Source organism: Cohnella boryungensis, assembly GCF_042651945.1.
Lineage (GTDB): Bacteria > Bacillota > Bacilli > Paenibacillales > Paenibacillaceae > Cohnella > Cohnella boryungensis.
The window spans coordinates 303607-319504 of the sequence record NZ_JBHSED010000003.1; the positions used below are offsets into that span (position 1 = coordinate 303607).

12 protein-coding genes are annotated in these 15898 nt (G+C 54.7%); 9 read left to right on the forward strand and 3 right to left on the reverse strand.

Going from position 1 to position 15898, the window contains the following annotated elements:
- Positions 1 to 633: 633 nt before the first annotated feature.
- From ACFO1S_RS02630 to ACFO1S_RS02640, 3 genes are all read left to right on the forward strand, one after another.
- Complete coding sequence (locus tag ACFO1S_RS02630) at positions 634 to 1605, forward strand: MBL fold metallo-hydrolase (protein WP_204600793.1); 972 nt, start codon at positions 634 to 636, stop codon at positions 1603 to 1605.
- Positions 1602 to 3233 (forward strand): ABC-F family ATP-binding cassette domain-containing protein, encoded by a 1632-nt coding sequence (locus ACFO1S_RS02635; protein WP_204600792.1) that lies wholly within the window; start codon positions 1602 to 1604, stop codon positions 3231 to 3233. The genes ACFO1S_RS02630 and ACFO1S_RS02635 overlap by 4 nt, the downstream gene beginning before the upstream one ends.
- A gap of 291 nt (positions 3234 to 3524) precedes the next feature.
- Positions 3525 to 4406, forward strand: coding sequence for a cation diffusion facilitator family transporter (locus ACFO1S_RS02640; RefSeq protein WP_204600791.1), 882 nt, complete (start codon positions 3525 to 3527; stop codon positions 4404 to 4406).
- Positions 4407 to 4481: 75 nt separating this feature from the next.
- Here the strand turns inward: ACFO1S_RS02640 and ACFO1S_RS02645 are convergent, their stop codons facing one another.
- Both ACFO1S_RS02645 and ACFO1S_RS02650 read right to left on the reverse strand, forming a co-directional pair.
- On the reverse strand, positions 4482 to 6203 hold the full coding sequence (locus ACFO1S_RS02645) for a hypothetical protein (RefSeq protein ID WP_204600790.1): 1722 nt from the start codon (positions 6201 to 6203) through the stop codon (positions 4482 to 4484).
- A 227-nt stretch (positions 6204 to 6430) separates the two neighbouring features.
- On the reverse strand, positions 6431 to 7714 hold the full coding sequence (locus tag ACFO1S_RS02650) for a hypothetical protein (RefSeq protein WP_204600789.1): 1284 nt from the start codon (positions 7712 to 7714) through the stop codon (positions 6431 to 6433).
- 147 nt (positions 7715 to 7861) lie between these two features.
- Here ACFO1S_RS02650 and ACFO1S_RS02655 point away from each other — a divergent pair, with 147 nt between their 5' ends.
- Positions 7862 to 8674, forward strand: a complete 813-nt coding sequence (locus ACFO1S_RS02655; RefSeq protein ID WP_378126186.1) for an AraC family transcriptional regulator — start codon at positions 7862 to 7864, stop codon at positions 8672 to 8674.
- Positions 8675 to 8709: 35 nt separating this feature from the next.
- Here the strand turns inward: ACFO1S_RS02655 and ACFO1S_RS02660 are convergent, their stop codons facing one another.
- Entirely contained in the window at positions 8710 to 9570 is an 861-nt protein-coding gene (locus ACFO1S_RS02660) for a helix-turn-helix domain-containing protein (RefSeq protein ID WP_204600788.1), read from the reverse strand.
- A gap of 129 nt (positions 9571 to 9699) precedes the next feature.
- Here ACFO1S_RS02660 and ACFO1S_RS02665 point away from each other — a divergent pair, with 129 nt between their 5' ends.
- From ACFO1S_RS02665 to ACFO1S_RS02685, 5 genes are all read left to right on the forward strand, one after another.
- Positions 9700 to 10935 (forward strand): oligogalacturonate lyase family protein, encoded by a 1236-nt coding sequence (locus ACFO1S_RS02665; RefSeq protein WP_204600787.1) that lies wholly within the window; start codon positions 9700 to 9702, stop codon positions 10933 to 10935.
- Position 10936: 1 nt separating this feature from the next.
- Positions 10937 to 11251, forward strand: coding sequence for a cupin domain-containing protein (locus ACFO1S_RS02670; RefSeq protein ID WP_204600786.1), 315 nt, complete (start codon positions 10937 to 10939; stop codon positions 11249 to 11251).
- A gap of 130 nt (positions 11252 to 11381) precedes the next feature.
- The gene (locus tag ACFO1S_RS02675; RefSeq protein ID WP_204600785.1) at positions 11382 to 13679 is read left to right on the forward strand and encodes a helix-turn-helix domain-containing protein; all 2298 of its coding nucleotides are present in this window, start codon (positions 11382 to 11384) and stop codon (positions 13677 to 13679) included.
- Positions 13680 to 14001: 322 nt separating this feature from the next.
- Positions 14002 to 14967: an ABC transporter permease gene (locus ACFO1S_RS02680; RefSeq protein WP_378126189.1), complete on the forward strand. Its 966-nt coding sequence runs from the start codon at positions 14002 to 14004 to the stop codon at positions 14965 to 14967.
- Positions 14961 to 15860 carry a carbohydrate ABC transporter permease gene (locus tag ACFO1S_RS02685; RefSeq protein WP_204600784.1) on the forward strand — a complete coding sequence of 300 codons (900 nt, stop codon included), beginning with the start codon at positions 14961 to 14963 and terminating at the stop codon, positions 15858 to 15860. The genes ACFO1S_RS02680 and ACFO1S_RS02685 overlap by 7 nt, the downstream gene beginning before the upstream one ends.
- The last annotated feature ends 38 nt before the right edge of the window (positions 15861 to 15898 follow it).

Sequence of the window (15898 nt, forward strand, 5' to 3'; positions counted from 1 at the left end):
GAGAAGTGTTCGGCCAGAGCGCAGTAGTGATGCTTAGTCGAACTAACCACCCGCGAAGGGTTCCGTCACAGCGCAGTAGTGATGATTAGTCGAACTAACCACTCGCGAAGGGTTCCGTCACAGCGCAGTAGTGATGCTTAGTCGAACTAAGCGCCCGCAGAGTGTTCCGTCACAGCGCAGTAGTGATGCTTAGTCGAACTAAGCGCCCGCAGAGTGTTCCGTCACAGCGCTGTAGTGATGATTAGTCGAACTAACCACCCGAGAAGTGTTCGGCCAGAGCGCAGTAGTGATGCTTAGTCGAACTAACCACCCGCGAAGGGTTCCGTCACAGCGCAGTAGTGATGATTAGTCGAACTAACCACCCGCGAAGGGTTCCGTCACAGCGCAGTAGTGATGCTTAGTCGAACTAATCACCCGCGAGGTGCTGCGCCAGAGCCCTCGGCAACGGCCTATGCGCCCGCTCAACAGAACGTCATTTTTTCACGATTAAAGAGGCTCCGCTCAGGTTAACTAAGGGAAGAGAAGCTCCATCCAATGCCTTGCCCGGAGGGGCGGGGCTTTTTTCATCCCAACCTTGGTACATTCGGGAGTTTCCTGCTATAGTATACATGAGCACATCATCGGAGGGATTACATGCTTAGGAGACGCTTCGGCAACTTGGATTCCGTTGGCGCGGGCAAAGCATCCAAGGATCAATTCGACCGTTGGCGTGCAAACCGGTTGCGCAAGCTGCGCAACAAAGGCTATCTGGAGTGCGTCCCGAGCGTGACGCCCGACCTGCATTTTCTACAGCATAATCATAGCGAGCCCTCCATTACCTGGATCGGCCATTCCACCTTCCTGATCCAGCTTGCGGGCTTGAACATCGTGACCGATCCCGTGTGGGCGCGCAGAATGGCGTTCCAGAAACGGCTCGTTCCGCCGGGTATCCCCTTGTCGGACATGCCGTCGGTGGATGTCGTACTCGTCTCGCACGCGCATTACGATCATTTGCACGTCTCGTCTCTCCGCAGGCTTCGCGGGCCGAAAAAGCTGATCGTTCCTGCGGGCTTGCGCAAGAAGCTGGTCATTCGCGGCTTCACGCAGGCGCAGGAGCTGCACTGGTGGGAGGACCTCGCGTTTCACGGCGTGAAGTTCTCGTTCGTTCCGGCGCAGCACTGGACCCGCCGCAATCCCTGGGACATGAATACGTCCCATTGGGGAGGCTGGGTCATGCAGACCGATCACGGGCCGACGATCTATTTTGCGGGAGACAGCGGTTATTTTCGCGGGTTCAAGGAAATCGGGCGAAGGTTTGACATTGATATTGCGTTGCTGCCGATTGGAGCATATGATCCGGAATGGTTCATGTCATCCCAGCACGTAAGTCCGGAGGAGGCTTTGCAGGCTTTTCTGGACGTGAAGGCGAAGTATTTCGTACCGATGCATTACGGTGCGTTCAAGCTGTCGGACGACACGCCTGCGGAAGCGCTGCAGCGACTGGAGGCGGAACGGGCCAGGCTCGGAATCCCGGAAGAGAAGCTTCTGCTTCTGCAGCACGGCGAGACGCTGCGGTTCGACAGCTTTAATTCAGAAAACCAAACAAAGGATGGATTAGACTCATGATTACCGTATCCGGCGTTAGCCTGCGATTTGGCAAACGCCCCTTATTCGAAGATGTTAACATCAAATTTACCCCCGGCAACTGCTACGGCTTGATCGGCGCGAACGGAGCGGGGAAGTCCACGTTTCTGAAAATTTTGTCCGGCGAGGTGGAGTCCTCCTCGGGCGAGGTGCACATTACGCCTGGCGAACGGCTTGCGGTGCTGAAGCAAAACCATTTTGAGTACGATGATTTCAACGTGCTTGAGACGGTTATCATGGGACACGAGCGTCTGTATAAAGTCATGAAAGAGAAAGACGCCATCTACATGAAGGAGGATTTCTCCGACGAGGACGGCATGCGTGCGGGAGAGCTTGAAGCCGAGTTTGCGGAGATGAATGGTTGGGAAGCGGAGAGCGAAGCGGCGGGCATGCTGAACGGCTTGGGCATTACGACCGACCTGCACGATAAGAAGATGGCCGAGCTGAGCGGCAACGAGAAGGTTCGCGTGCTGCTTGCCCAGGCGCTGTTCGGCACCCCGAACATTCTGCTGCTTGACGAACCTACCAACCACTTGGACCTGGATTCGATCAACTGGCTGGAAGAATTCCTGTCCCGCTATGAGGGCACCGTTATCGTCGTATCCCATGACCGGCACTTCCTCAACCAGGTATGTACGCACATCGCGGACATCGATTTCGGCAAGATCCAGATGTATGTCGGCAACTACGACTTCTGGTACGAGTCCAGCCAGCTGGCGCTCAAGCTCGTGCGAGATCAGAACAAGAAGAAGGAAGACAAGATCAAGGAGCTTCAGGAGTTTATTCAACGCTTCTCCGCGAACAAGTCGAAGGCGAAGCAAGCGACCAGCCGCCGGAAGCTGTTGGACAAAATTTCTCTTGATGACATTCGCCCTTCCAACCGCAAATATCCGTTCATTAACTTCAAGCCGGAGCGCGAGGTCGGCAAACAAGTCGTCACCGTGGAGAATGTTTCGGCATCCCTTGACGGCGAGAAGGTATTGAACGGGGTTAATATTGTCGTGAACAAAGGCGACAAGATCGCGCTCGTAGGGCCTTACGGCCACGCGAAAACGCTGCTGTTCCAAATTCTCGTAGGCGAGAAGGAACCGGAAGAAGGCGCGGTAACCTGGGGCGTGACGGCGACGAAGGCGTATTTCCCCAAGGAGAACTCCGATTACTTCGACGGCGTGGATATGAACCTGGTGGATTGGCTGCGCCAATATACGAAGGACCCCGACGAATCGTTTATCCGGGGCTTCCTGGGCCGGATGCTGTTCTCCGGGGACGAAGCGCTGAAGAAGGCATCCGTCTTGTCCGGAGGAGAGAAGGTTCGCTGCATGCTGTCCCGCATGATGCTTACCAACGGTAACGTATTGCTGCTCGACGAGCCGACGAACCATCTGGATTTGGAGTCGATTACGGCGCTGAACAACGGCTTGATCGACTTCGACGGCCCGATCATTTTTACCTCGCACGACCATCAGTTCATGCAGACGATCGCCAACCGGATCATCGAGATTACGCCGAACGGCATTATCGATCGTTTGATGACGTTCGACGAATACCTGGAGCATCCCGAAGTGCAGGAGCTTCGTGCGAAGCTAATCCCGGAGGAATTCAGAAAATAAATGCAGGCAGCGTCCTCCGGGAAACCGGGGGGCGTTTTTTTAAACGATACAGGTTTTATAAGTTTCACGCTTATCCTTCTCTGAATCGTCTCCGCAAAGCTTCTCCGGCTGTCGGAGGATGCCGAAGGCGTTTTTGCTTGCGACCAGAAAGGATGTAAGATTCAGCGCGAAGCCGTCTTTTCTTTCCCTCAACGGATAGAGGGGTTCCAGATTAGCCCGCAAGGTTACACTAGTTCGATAGCCGAACAACGCATACCATGAAGAAATAACGAACCCGGGGGAGCGAGCGAAATGACTGCGGATATCTACGGAGACATTAAAAAGGCAGAAAGAGGCGCTTGGGTCAGCATAGCGGCTTATTTGGCGCTGTCGGCGCTAAAGCTGGCCGCCGGCTGGTATTTCGCTTCCGAAGCGCTTGTCGCGGACGGCTTCAACAATGCGACCGACATCGTCGCTTCCCTGGCGGTCTTGATCGGCCTGCGCATTTCCCGTAGGCCGCCGGATGCCAATCACCCTTACGGACATCTGCGTGCCGAGACGATTGCAGCGCTGATCGCCTCGTTCGTCATGGCCACGGTAGGGCTGCAGGTTGGAATGGCGGCCGTCCGCAAGCTCTGGAGCGGCGAGTTCGAGGTGCCGGGGGTGAGTGCAGGCTGGGTGGCTCTCGGAGCCGCCGCTGCCATGTTCGCCGTATACGGCTTCAATGTTCGGCTCGCCCGGCGCATCCGCAGTCAAGCTCTGATGGCTGCGGCGAAGGACAATCTATCGGATGCTCTGGTCAGCATCGGGGCGGCTGTCGGCATCTTCGGAGCTGCGCTGGGTCTGGCCTGGCTCGACGCGGTTGCGGCCCTGGCGGTGGCGATTCTCATCCTGAAGACGGCATGGGATATTTTCTGGTCGGCGACGCACGACTTGACGGACGGCTTCGACGTCAATCAGCTGACCACGCTAAGAGGTGTAGTCGAGCGTACGGAAGGGGTTCGCGCGATCAAGGATATTAGGGCGCGCATTCATGGCAGCACCGTGCTTGTCGATGTGATCGTGCTTGTGAATCCCTCCCTGTCCCTGATCGACAGCCACCGGATCAGCGATGCGGTGGAGCAGCGGTTAAGGCGCAAGCAGGACATCCTGAACGTTCATGTTCATGTCGAGCCCGATGAGGACGTTACTTGACTGTTGGACATAAGAGAGCGGCAGCAAGCCGCATGCAACCGACGAACGTTCGGAATGCATGCGGTTTGCTTGCAATCAGGATGTGATTTCGAAATTCAGTTCAAAGCCCGCATCGTCTTTCGGGTAAAATCGAACCTCGCGGTCGCCGAAGCGTAGGGACCAGCAATCGGGCTTGCCGAGGAATGGTGCGGCGGCTTCTTTGACGTTATCCGACAGCAGGCTCGTCGTCGACAGCCACAGACCGTCTTGAAGCCGGGTGCTGCGCCGCCACGCTTGAGGAAGCAGCCATTCGCAGGCAATGACCGTTGCCCCTCGCTCAGCGCAGTTGATCACCGCCTGCAGCGATTCAGGCGAGAGATGCGTCCCCGCAATGATGATGAGCCTGGGGTTGCCTAGCTGATCTTCGGATACATGGCCGTCGTACACGAGCACGTTGTTCGTCGGGAAGAACAGGGGATGCGCAGGCTGCGTGTCTGGCAGCAGCTTCCCATTCTCCAGCGGAAACTGCGCATCTTCGACCAGACGCTTTAGCTCGTGCCGAGGAAAGCGATATCCGCTAATATGCATGTTGTTCCCGTGGCAGGGCAGGGTGCCGTGGCTGATCAAATGCCAGGCGTGAAACACGCTTTGTGTTTCCGCCGGCATGCGCAGCTCCCGCAAGCCGAACGGGCGCTCGTTCTGTCCATAGTTGCTGTCGTCGGAATGAATGAGCACGATGTCGGCATCCGCGTCCCGGTGAGTCCAGTTCAGTCGATGGGCGGGCACGAATTCGCGGGCAAACTGCTGCCACACATCGCCGAATTCCGTTCTGCGGAAGCCGTTCGGGGCATTGTAACGAAGCAGAACGTCCGTGTTCTCGACGAACATCCGATCCGGCCCCATGAGATAGCCCATCCGCAGGGCAGAGGCGAACTCTGCCGGAGAGTGGCCGGGGAAGCCCGGCGCGCGCGTGAACCAGGCTCCTGCGTCGGGTCCCCATAAGTCTGCGCATATCCATAACGGCAGCCGATATTGCTTGGCTGCGCCAAGCGCGGTAGACAACTGAAGGGACTGAAAGGACTCCTTCATGATTTTCGGGCATGGTGCCAGACCGGCGCGTGCCTGAGCGTGAAAGAGCACGGGAAATACTTGCTCCGACAACACAGGGACATTGGCGTGAGCAGCGCCAGCCTTATCGGTTCCCGAGGAAACCTCAACGCCATCAGCACTAACTGCCCCATCCTGCCCGTCTGCTTGTAAGATTTCGCGAACGTGGCCGACACGAGCTGCCGCGGTTCGGGTAAAGCTGTCGCGGGCTTCATCAAGGCTGCCGGGAACGTCCGCGACTGGCCAGTGGGGGAACCAGTCGTCCTTGCGATATTGTCTGGCGTTGATCTGCAGATGCTCCGGCTCGTCATAGAGCAATCCGATGAGCCGTCCCGTCGCAGCCGCCTGCACCAGCGCATCGTCCGGGATGTCGTATCGATTGCTTCCCGGCACCCAGGGTCCGTTGATGTTGCCGTACTCGTTGCCGAGACACAGGTCCATGTCGTGACGCTCAACATCTGCGAGCAGTTGGCTTTGGCCCTCTAGCCCGGGCATGACATGGTGCACATAGAATTCCGCGCCCAGAGCTTTGAGCGCTTCCAGAAACTCTCCGCCGCCCGGAGCCGGGTCTTGGGACGGGACAATCCGTCCGGTGCCCGTACGCATAATTGTGTCGGAAGCTTCGCCGGCCCAAGGGTCTTGCCAAGCGACGACGGAGCCCTGGATGCCTAGACGCGGCTGCGGAATTTCGGTATTGTTTATCGTTTTCATCTTTTAATGTCACCTGGCTGCACGATATATTCCGGCTTCTAGTGAGCAGAAGATAAACTGCTTTAAGCCGGTTAAAGGTAATCGCATAAAGACTGTGAATCAAATGTGCCGTTACACTTTTTTCCATTTGAAAAGGCAGAGTTGCTGAGATAGATTTAAATAGCAAAGCGTAAGCCCGCCCAACTGGCAGAAGCATGGCTTGACCAACGATAACTTGGCAGCCCCAATCAATACTCTCCGGCGAATGAAGAGTGCTTCGTCTCGGAGCCGTTCTCATAACGGGCCATGAACGCCGCTCTCATGTCCATGGTGCGCTCGCCGGCCGCAATGGCTTCCCCGACGTTGCCGTCGTACATATGCTCGACGATCCAGCGCTGTCCGAAGCCCGCATGCACGACTTCGTCCGCCCAGTCGAAATCCTGGAACGTCGTCATGAGCGGGTGACGCACGGCGTCCCGGCAAAACTCCCATTCCTCCCGTTTGCCCGGCGGATATTTCATTGCCGCTTTTTCAATCGCAATCGTAAGATGGGTGTAGGCTTCGTCCGTGTTGAACAGCTTGGCCGTCATGTCGTACCAGCCGATCCAGTTGGGAGCCGCGTAGACGTCGACTCCGTTTAGCCGCAGAGCGGCTTCGCCGAACCAGGCGTGACGCACCTCATCCCAAATATGTCTGGCCGTATCATAATAAAATGCCCATGGCCTGTTATCTTGGGAGAAGTGCACATAAGCAATCGCTTCGGCAGCAGTCATCTCGAAAAAGCGGTTGTACATCATCATCTGGAATCGTCCTTCATTGCTATCTGGAAATTGGAGCCCCTCGTGCTTCGCCACGGCGGTTGAAAACCTGGCGTCGCGAGTGCTGGAATCGGGCAAAGAGAAGGGCTCGACAGTCAGGAAGGAAGCTTCGGAAACAGGGATACGCTCGCCTTGGCCCTCTATTCCGCCGGCTGCCGCCAGCAGACTCCTAAGCTCTTCCGCCCACCGATCGGCATATAGAAGCTCAGCCTCATCCGCGGATGACCGGTATTCCGTAAGCGCTTCCACTCCCCAGCGGCATTGGTCCTCGCGGTCGATTAATTGATGGCGGAGCATGCTGATCGTCGGCTCGTCGACAATCGGCTGGGCTAGTGAAATATACTGACGGATGGCAGCAATCTGAGCGGGCTTCACCACTTCGAACTGCGCTGTCAGCAGCGTCAGCGTCGAAGGCGAATTCAGCGTACGGGCCATCAGCGCTTCCAGCGCCGGATCGGGACAGCGTTCGAAGGCGACTGTACTCATGCGCAGCTGCTTGCAGCGGCTCCGCAAGCCGTCGTAATGGACGGCATCCTGCCAGATTAAACGGGCCAGGCCGCCTTTCACTTCATATTCCGGTCTGGCCGTCATATGGCCAGCTTCAATTCTCATGCTCTGCCGATCCACATAAGCGATACGCTGCAGCCGTTTGGCGGATTGCTCGACGGACATGCCGATTCGATCCCAATCCGTAATGCCCATGAAGGGATGCATGCTCTCATCTCCCGAATAATGGATTTATTTGCGTGTGATACAATTTTTATTGTAGGGTCAATACAGGGCTGGGATAAATGCATCCCGTAAACAAATAGTTGCACCCGATGTCTGAATCTGTCCGGGATAGAAGGGAGGAACGAGGACATGCAAGAGAATATGCAAGTGGATATTCAAGAGGATGCAGAGCTCATCTGTAAGGACGACCTGGGCCAGGTAACCTGCGAGCCTGGCTGGCAATGGAGCACGGAGGATCGTTCTTTTGAGGATTACGATCTGTGGTATGTGTGGGACGGTGTGGGGGAGATGGTATTGAACGGAATTGCGTACACGCTAACCAAGGGAAGCTGTTTTCTGTTCCGTCCGGGTGATCGTGCCTCGGCTTCACAGGCTCCGGACAATCCCTTGACCGTCACCTATATTCACTTTGGCGTCGGTGCTGGACGACGGGCCGAGCTGGACAATCTGTCTTCGTATCGCTCGGTGCGGGATACGGTTTTTCTGGAGACGCTTCTGAGCCGTTACGTTCAGAATGCAAGAGACCGTGCCTTCCGTTACGAGCGTGAAGCGGAGCTGCTGCTGTCGCTTATGCTGCAGCAGCTTGAGCGGCAGCAGTGGGAGGAGCGCAACGGTTTTGTACGGGGGGAGAGGCTGGACCGGATTCGGGAGACGGCCAACTATATCCGGCAATATCCAGGCGTCCGGCATACGGTTATCGGATTGGCGGAGCGGGCGGGTTTGTCGCCGAGGTATTTTTCGCTGAAATTCAGGGAAAGCATGCGAATGACGGTCGCAGCGTTCATCGTAGAAGCCCGAATCACAAGGGCTGAGCATTTGCTTCGCTGTCACAACATGACGGTTGCAGAGGTGGCCGATCTGCTCGGTTATCACGACCTACCTTTTTTCAGTCGGCAGTTTAAGCGATTCCGAGGCCTGTCGCCCAGTCAACTGCGCAAGTAACGGCAACCTGCGCACGAAACTCGCTGTCGGCCGCCTTAATCGTGGCGACCTGCGCGGTATTGCGCCGGCGTTAGCCGGGATATTCGCTTGAACACTCGGTAGAAGTGCTGTAAGCTTTGAAAGCCGCAAGCCAGTCCGATGTCAATAATGTGCATGTCCGATTCCAACAGCTTTTTTTGCGCCTCGATGACTCTGCGGTACTGAATGTACTCAACGATCGTAAAGGTGGTCGATTCCTTGAACAGACGGCAAATATAATATTTGCTTTTCCCGACGGCGGCGGCCAATTGTTCCAGTTGAATATCCTCGCTGTACCGGCTATCAATATAGAGGAGCATATCGACAACGAGCAAATGCAGCCGACTGTCGCTTCTGGCCTGACGCTGGGCTTGCCCGATCCGATACACCTCTTGGAGAAGCAGAATCAGTCTCATCGTCAACTCTGCTTGCATCGTACCGTCGTCCCGGTTTTCTGCAAGGGAGGCGTTCAGCGTCATCAGCCGGGAAAAATGCTCCTCCATGGACAGACGTTGCTTCAGATTCAGTCTGATTTTGGCGTTAGGATTGCTGCGAATGGCCTGGAACAGCGACTCTTGCCCAAGCGTTCGTAACAGATCTTGCACAAACCGATGTTGAAAATTAAGGACATATCGTTTGTAGTGCTGGTCAGGCTTGTACACCATGCGGTGAATTTCGTAACTGTCGATGAAGAGCAGGTCTCCGTCGCGGATGTCGTACTTGCGATCCTTGATGAAAATAGAAATGTCGGCCTTCAGAAACAAGGCCAGCTCGAACGCATCGTGAAAATGTTCCAACGGCTCTCTGCTCGTCATAGGACTGTCCGTGAACTCGAAATGGAAGGCGGCTCTTCCAGCAAATAGCGATGAGCTTTGCATAACGGATGCCTCCCTCAAAAATAAATGACAAGATAGATTAATTGTAAGCGGTTTCGCAAGATAATGGAAGATCGCCGAATCCAGCCTGGTTACAATCAAACCTAAGACAGGCATTGGGAGGCGGCAAAAATGAAGGGCACAGTAATCAAACATCAAATGAAGGAACGCGTAGACCCCGAGACGGGCAGGAGGGTGAAGCAGTTGACTTCGCTCCCGGGCAATTTTCATCATTTATATTTTACGAGCAGCAGCTTTACGGCCGGGGACACGCATGTGCTGTACATCGGCGATCACGGGAGCGGGCCTAACCTGTTCAAGCTTTCCCTGGCTGACGGCAGCGCCGTCCAATTGACGGACAACCGCAACGGAATCATGAGAAGCTATGTGTATTACGATGGCAAGGATAACGTCGGCTTGGCCAAAGCGAGCCCGTCCTATAACGCTGCGACCAATCGGCTGCTATATATTCAGGACGACGAGATTCGGCTTCTGCATGTGGATACGCTGGAGGAAACTAGCTTGGGAAAGCTTCCCGGCAAGGTTATGACCGGCTTTACGCATTTGTCCGCAGACGGCACAATCGCGGCCGTACCGATCATCGCCGAAGATGCTTTTCAGGTGGGCTCGGGCAATCCGTTCGGCCAGATCCGGGAGAAGGTCGCGAGAGAATACTTGTCATCTCGCATGCTCCTCATTAACGTGGAGGATGCAAGCACCAAGGAATTGTTTACGCAGCCCGGCTGGATTACACACGTTCAATTTCATCCCGAGAATGATGGCGCACTATTGTATAATCATGAGGGAGGGCTTGTCGAACAGCGCATATGGCTTTATGCGGAAGGTGCCATCCGCAAAGTGAGAGAGCAGTCGGCAGGCGAGAATGCCTTATGGATTTGCCACGAGATGTGGACGCAATCCGGCAAAGGCATCATCTATCATGGGACGTACGGGATTCCCAACGATCCTGCGATGGCCGAGTTAAGCAGGCCTCAGAGCGAAATTGCCAGCTTTGTCGGCCATTATGAATTGGAGACCGACGAATTTCGGGAAATATTGTTTCCGTCAGGGATGCAGGCTTATGGTCATTTCACGTCCAATTCGACCGACGAAGTGCTGGTTACGGATGGGGTCATTGACGACCGCAGCATTCATCTCGTTACGCCGGATTGGCGCAACGGGACGGCATCCTGGACCAAATTATGCGCACACGGCAGCAGCTTCGGGGTCCAGGACGTTCATCCGCACCCGATATTCAGCAACGATGACCGTTACGTGCTGTTTACGTCGGATGCCCATAACGAGAAGCTGAAGGGCCATCTGTATATCGTCGATGCGACAGATGCGGCAAACAAGGGAGGGGATTGAAATGGGAGTTATCGGACAGTGGGAATCGGCGGAGCCGGGGGTCAGACGCAAGATCGGCGCGGTCGGCCAAGGCGTAATGAACATGATTGTCGAGTTTGAAGCCGGTGCGGAAGGCTATCTGCACTCCCATCCTCACGAGCAATTGACTTATGTTCTCTATGGGGAGCTGGCGTTTACGATTGACGGCGTGACGACAGTCGTCAAGGCGGGAGACAGCATATATATTCCAAGCATGGCGAAGCATGGTGTTAGAGCGCTAATCCCGTCGAGCCTGCTGGACTGCTTCACGCCGATTCGGGAAGACCTGCTGGGTTGAGGACTTGCGACGAAATTCGTTTCCCTTGCGGAACTTATTTCGTCGCAATGCTTGATTATGTAAGCGGATACATCATATTCGGCGAAGCATCATGAGGGTGCGTGTTATTGCCGCGTGAGGGGGAACGACGATGACTATATGGCCGACTCGCAAGCCTAGAGAGAATAAGCTGTTCGGCAAATTTCTGCTGTCTTATTTTTTCGTCCTGTTGATTCCGCTGACCGTCGGATTTTACGCCTACAACCAGACTGTACAAGTCGTGCGGGAGGATGCCGCGCAGCTCAACCTGACCGTATTGGAGCAGAGCGAGGAAGCGCTGAACCGGCTGCTGTCGGAAATACGGGATACGGTAGCGCTGCTGTCGTTGGATTCGGAGGTGCTTAATCTGATGATTACGGCGGAGCCTTCGTGGTCGGCCGAATCCTTGTACCGGTTTGCGCAGCTGCAGCGCAATGAGCTTAGCCTGCTGTCGACGAACCAGTTTTTCTCCGGGCTGTTCGTCTATTTTCGTCAAAGCGATGCCGTTATTTCCAGGAATGAAATTGAAAGAATGGCGACGTCGACGTTGTCCGTGGGCGGCGCGCCGTTTCGGCAATGGCTGGACGGCGTGATCTCCGACGGTCGGACGAATCAGTTTCTGAGGCTGGAAGATGTGCGGAGCGGACGTTCTCCCGGGAACTATCTGGCTTATGTCAGCGCGCTTCCAGAGGGCAACAAGAAGCATGTCGACGGCGCGATTATCATCCTCATAGACGAGCAAACGATCGTCAGTCTGTTCAAGCGTCTCGTCGTCGATGAAGGCGCTTTTGCGCATATTTTGAACGATCGTCAGGAAGTGATCGTATCGACCGCCAAGGGAGCGTCGGCCGAAGCCATTGCCGAAATTACGCAGAACGGCTCAAGGCCCGTTATAGACGGCACAGAAATGTTCCTCACGACAAAGCGTTCTCCGGCAAGCGGCTGGACGTATCAAGTCGGTCTTCCCGCTGACGCCGTGTTCTCCAAGGCCGAATATATTAAGCGGATCAACTGGATGTTCGCCGCCATCGTGCTCGTAGTGGGCTGTCTATTCGCGCTGCTGCTGGCTTATCGGAACAGCAAGCCGATTGCCGACCTGGTTGGGGCCATCAAGGAGTTTGCGGGCGGAGATCATAGCGCCGACCGCAGAGGAAGCGAGATGGACTTGCTCAAGTCGACTTTCTACAAGATGATGAGCGACAACAAGCTTATGAATGTGAGAATGGGGCAGCAATTGCCAATGCTGCAATCGGCTTGCTTTGAGCGGCTGCTCAAAAGCGGCTTCAACAGCGAGCGGGAGATGTCCAGCTATCTGGATCAGGCGCAAATTACGCTGGCGGAAGGGACTGTCGGCGCAGCGGTAATCAAGCTGCATCAGTCGGACTTTGCAGTTGGCGAAGAGGGAGCGGAACAGATACGCTTGCTTCGGGTATTGTCGCAGCAATTGTCCGAAGTGTGCCATGTTCACGATCTCAAAGCCGGAAGGCTCGCCGCGCTGTTTTCATTCCCGGGCACAGCCTCGGAGGAGCGCATGAATTCGTTCCTTATTCGACTGGAAGAACTGCAGCGGAAGCTGCTGGGGGAATACGGACTGGCCGCATCGATTGGTGTCGGCCAAATGTACAGCAGCGGGATGGATCTCTGGCGCTCCTATAATGAAGCCTGTCAAGCGTTGGACGTTCAGGACCCTGACGTCTCGATGAAGCCGATCTGCTTTGGCAGCATCAGCCGCCAATCCGGTCATTATTATTATCCGCTGGATATCGAGCACAAGCTGATCCACAATATTAAGACAGGGGATACCGAAGGGCTTGAGCGTCTGCTTGAGCATCTGGAGCTGGAAAATTTTCAGCGCCGGCAGCTTAGCGTATGGCGCGCGCGACAGCTCTATTCCGAAATCGAGGGCACGATGCAGAAGCTGTCGGAGCAGGTGCAATTTTCTCCTGAAACGCCGGGAGCAAGCCACAAATTCCCGGATAACCTCTCAGACGATACCGAGCTTGATTTCCGTCCTATCAAGGAGAAGCTATTGGCGATCTGCGACGGCATCAGGCAGCAGAGAAGCGCGAAGCATCAATCCACGCTGCAAAATATGAAAGCCTATATCTTGGCGAACTATACGGACAACAATCTCAGCCTGTGCGCGTTAGCCAATGAATTCAAACAGGCAGAAAGCACCGTATCCACGTTTTTCAAGGAGTATATGGGCGTTGCGTTCTCCGAATATTTGGAGCAGCTTCGCCTCGATGAAGCGCGTGTGCTGCTCAAGGGCTCCCAGCTGCCGATACAGGAGATTGCCATTCGCGTCGGATACAGCAGCGACAAGTCGTTTCGCAGAGCGTTCAAGAGGTCGTTCGGCGTGCAGCCGACGTCATACCGCAATAACCTGGAAGTTGCGGCCGGTAGTTGAACGAGCGTTAACGTATTAAGCCGTCTGCGGCGTAGTTTAGTCAAAGCCCAAGGCCGACCCTATTGCGCGCAATCGTGCAGAAAGGTCGGCCGTATTTATTGGCGTACAGGGGGACAAATCTGCCGATTTCAGAACAAATGGGTGTCCGAAATCAAATGGGTGCCGGAATAAAGAGAATGCCGCAATCGAATGAAATCGCTTTCAAATGAATGGTGTGACGGGAATGAACTGTTCCTTTACGAAAGAAGTCCTGGACGATAAGGTGAATCGTGATAGCGCTACCAAAACAGTCGCAGCGCAAGCATCCAGGGGGGAGTTCAATATGAAAGATAGCACTGCGGGGCGAGGAGGAATCGGGATCGACCTGCGCAGGAGGTTCCTAAAGCAAAGAGTGCTGCTGTTGCTGCTACTTCCTGCTCTGGTTTACTTTTTAGTATTCAACTATATCCCGATTTACGGTGTGCTCATTGCTTTCAAAAACTTCCGCATGCAGGAAGGACAAGGGTTTCTAGAGACTGTGCTTAACGCGCCTTGGGCGGGGGCGTACGGTCTGGATCATTTCAAGGCGTTCGTGAACGGGCCTTTCTTCTGGAAATTGCTCAGAAATACGTTTCTGCTGGGCTTCTATGCATTGCTGTTCGGTTTTCCGATTCCGATTATGTTCGCGCTGCTGCTGAATGAATTAAGAAGGAAATTTTACAAAAGCTTTGTTCAGACGGTCAGCTACCTGCCTTATTTTCTGTCCATCGTCGCCGTGATCGGCATGATGAAGATGGTGCTTTCTCCTAGTAACGGTATCGTTAATGTAATGTTGACGAAAATCGGACTTGAACCGATCTACTTCATGGCTAATGCCGATTGGTTCCGCTTCCTGTTCGTCAGCTCCGGCATATGGACATCGATGGGCATGGGCGCCGTTATTTATTTAGCGGCGTTATCGAAGGTCGATGCGGAGCAATACGAATCGGCCGTCATCGACGGAGCATCGCGACTGCGGCAAATGTGGCACATTACGCTCCCGGCCATTAAGCCGGTAGTCGTCATCACGCTCATTCTCAATATGTCGGGTGTGCTCAGCGTCGGGTCTGAAAAAATAATTCTGATGTATAACTCGCTTACTTACGAAACGGCGGACGTTTTCTCCACCTTCGTGTATCGGCGCGGACTCGTCGAATTGGACTTCAGCTTCGGGGCGGCGGTTGATCTTTTCAATGCGCTGGTGAACCTGCTGTTCCTCGTCACAGCCAATTATGTGGCAAGAAAGGTGGCTAACGAGAGCTTATGGTAAAAGACAAGTCGGTCAGCTCCAGGCTGCTGGATGCCGTCGTTCAATTGGTCATGGCGTTCGTGCTGCTTGCGACGCTGCTGCCGCTTCTGCACGTCGTCTCCATTTCGTTCAGCGATCCGGTGGATATTGTGCGGGGCAAGGTCGGCTTGCTGCCGTCCAACTTCAATCTGTCCGCCTACCGTACGATTCTGCTCGAAAACGTCCACATTCCCAAATCGTTTCTGAATTCGGTGCTCATTACGGTTTCCGGCACGCTGCTCAATATCTTTTTTACGACGTTGGCGGCTTACGTGTTATCGAAAAAGGATTTGCTGTTTCGTCCCTTTTTCCTCATCTTCTGCATTATGCCGATGTTTTTCACCGGGGGGATCGTACCGCAGTTTCTTCTCGTCAAGTCGCTCGGAATGATGGATACGATCTGGGCCGTTACCATTCCGGTGCTCATCAGCTCATGGTGGCTCATTATTATGATCTCGTTCTTCAAAAGCTTTCCTGTGGAACTGGAGGAAGCGGCCAAGCTCGACGGCTGCGGCGAGCTTCAGACCCTTGTACGGATTGTGCTGCCGCTGTCGATGGCCGCTGTCGTCACCATTTCTCTGTTCTATGGCGTCAGCCATTGGAACTCCTACTTCTCCGCCATGCTGTATTTGCGCAGCTACGACAATTACCCGTTGCAGTTGCTGCTTAGAGAAATTGTGCTGCAGAGTACGCTGGCCGAGCAGTTGGCCTCCCAGGGTAACGCCGCGCTTGCGGAAGATATGAGCTCCAAGCTGACGCCGGAGAGCGTACAGTACGCTACGCTGGTCATTTCGATCGCGCCGATGCTGATTGTGTACCCGTTTATCCAGAAATATTTTGTCAAAGGCATCATGATCGGTTCATTAAAAGGCTGAGCATCGCCATAACGTTCGGAGCCGGACACTCTCATCAT

Bases quoted from the DNA above. Each gene is read 5' to 3' on its own strand.
- ACFO1S_RS02645 (WP_204600790.1), bottom strand. From the start codon at position 6,203: ATGAAAACGATAAACAATACCGAAATTCCGCAGCCGCGTCTAGGCATC.
- ACFO1S_RS02665 (WP_204600787.1), top strand. From the start codon at position 9,700: ATGAAGGGCACAGTAATCAAACATCAAATGAAGGAACGCGTAGACCCC.
- ACFO1S_RS02685 (WP_204600784.1), top strand. From the start codon at position 14,961: ATGGTAAAAGACAAGTCGGTCAGCTCCAGGCTGCTGGATGCCGTCGTT.
- ACFO1S_RS02675 (WP_204600785.1), top strand. From the start codon at position 11,382: ATGACTATATGGCCGACTCGCAAGCCTAGAGAGAATAAGCTGTTCGGC.
- ACFO1S_RS02640 (WP_204600791.1), top strand. From the start codon at position 3,525: ATGACTGCGGATATCTACGGAGACATTAAAAAGGCAGAAAGAGGCGCT.
- ACFO1S_RS02650 (WP_204600789.1), bottom strand. From the start codon at position 7,714: ATGCATCCCTTCATGGGCATTACGGATTGGGATCGAATCGGCATGTCC.
- ACFO1S_RS02630 (WP_204600793.1), top strand. From the start codon at position 634: ATGCTTAGGAGACGCTTCGGCAACTTGGATTCCGTTGGCGCGGGCAAA.
- ACFO1S_RS02655 (WP_378126186.1), top strand. From the start codon at position 7,862: ATGCAAGAGAATATGCAAGTGGATATTCAAGAGGATGCAGAGCTCATC.
- ACFO1S_RS02660 (WP_204600788.1), bottom strand. From the start codon at position 9,570: ATGCAAAGCTCATCGCTATTTGCTGGAAGAGCCGCCTTCCATTTCGAG.
- ACFO1S_RS02635 (WP_204600792.1), top strand. From the start codon at position 1,602: ATGATTACCGTATCCGGCGTTAGCCTGCGATTTGGCAAACGCCCCTTA.
- ACFO1S_RS02670 (WP_204600786.1), top strand. From the start codon at position 10,937: ATGGGAGTTATCGGACAGTGGGAATCGGCGGAGCCGGGGGTCAGACGC.
- ACFO1S_RS02680 (WP_378126189.1), top strand. From the start codon at position 14,002: ATGAAAGATAGCACTGCGGGGCGAGGAGGAATCGGGATCGACCTGCGC.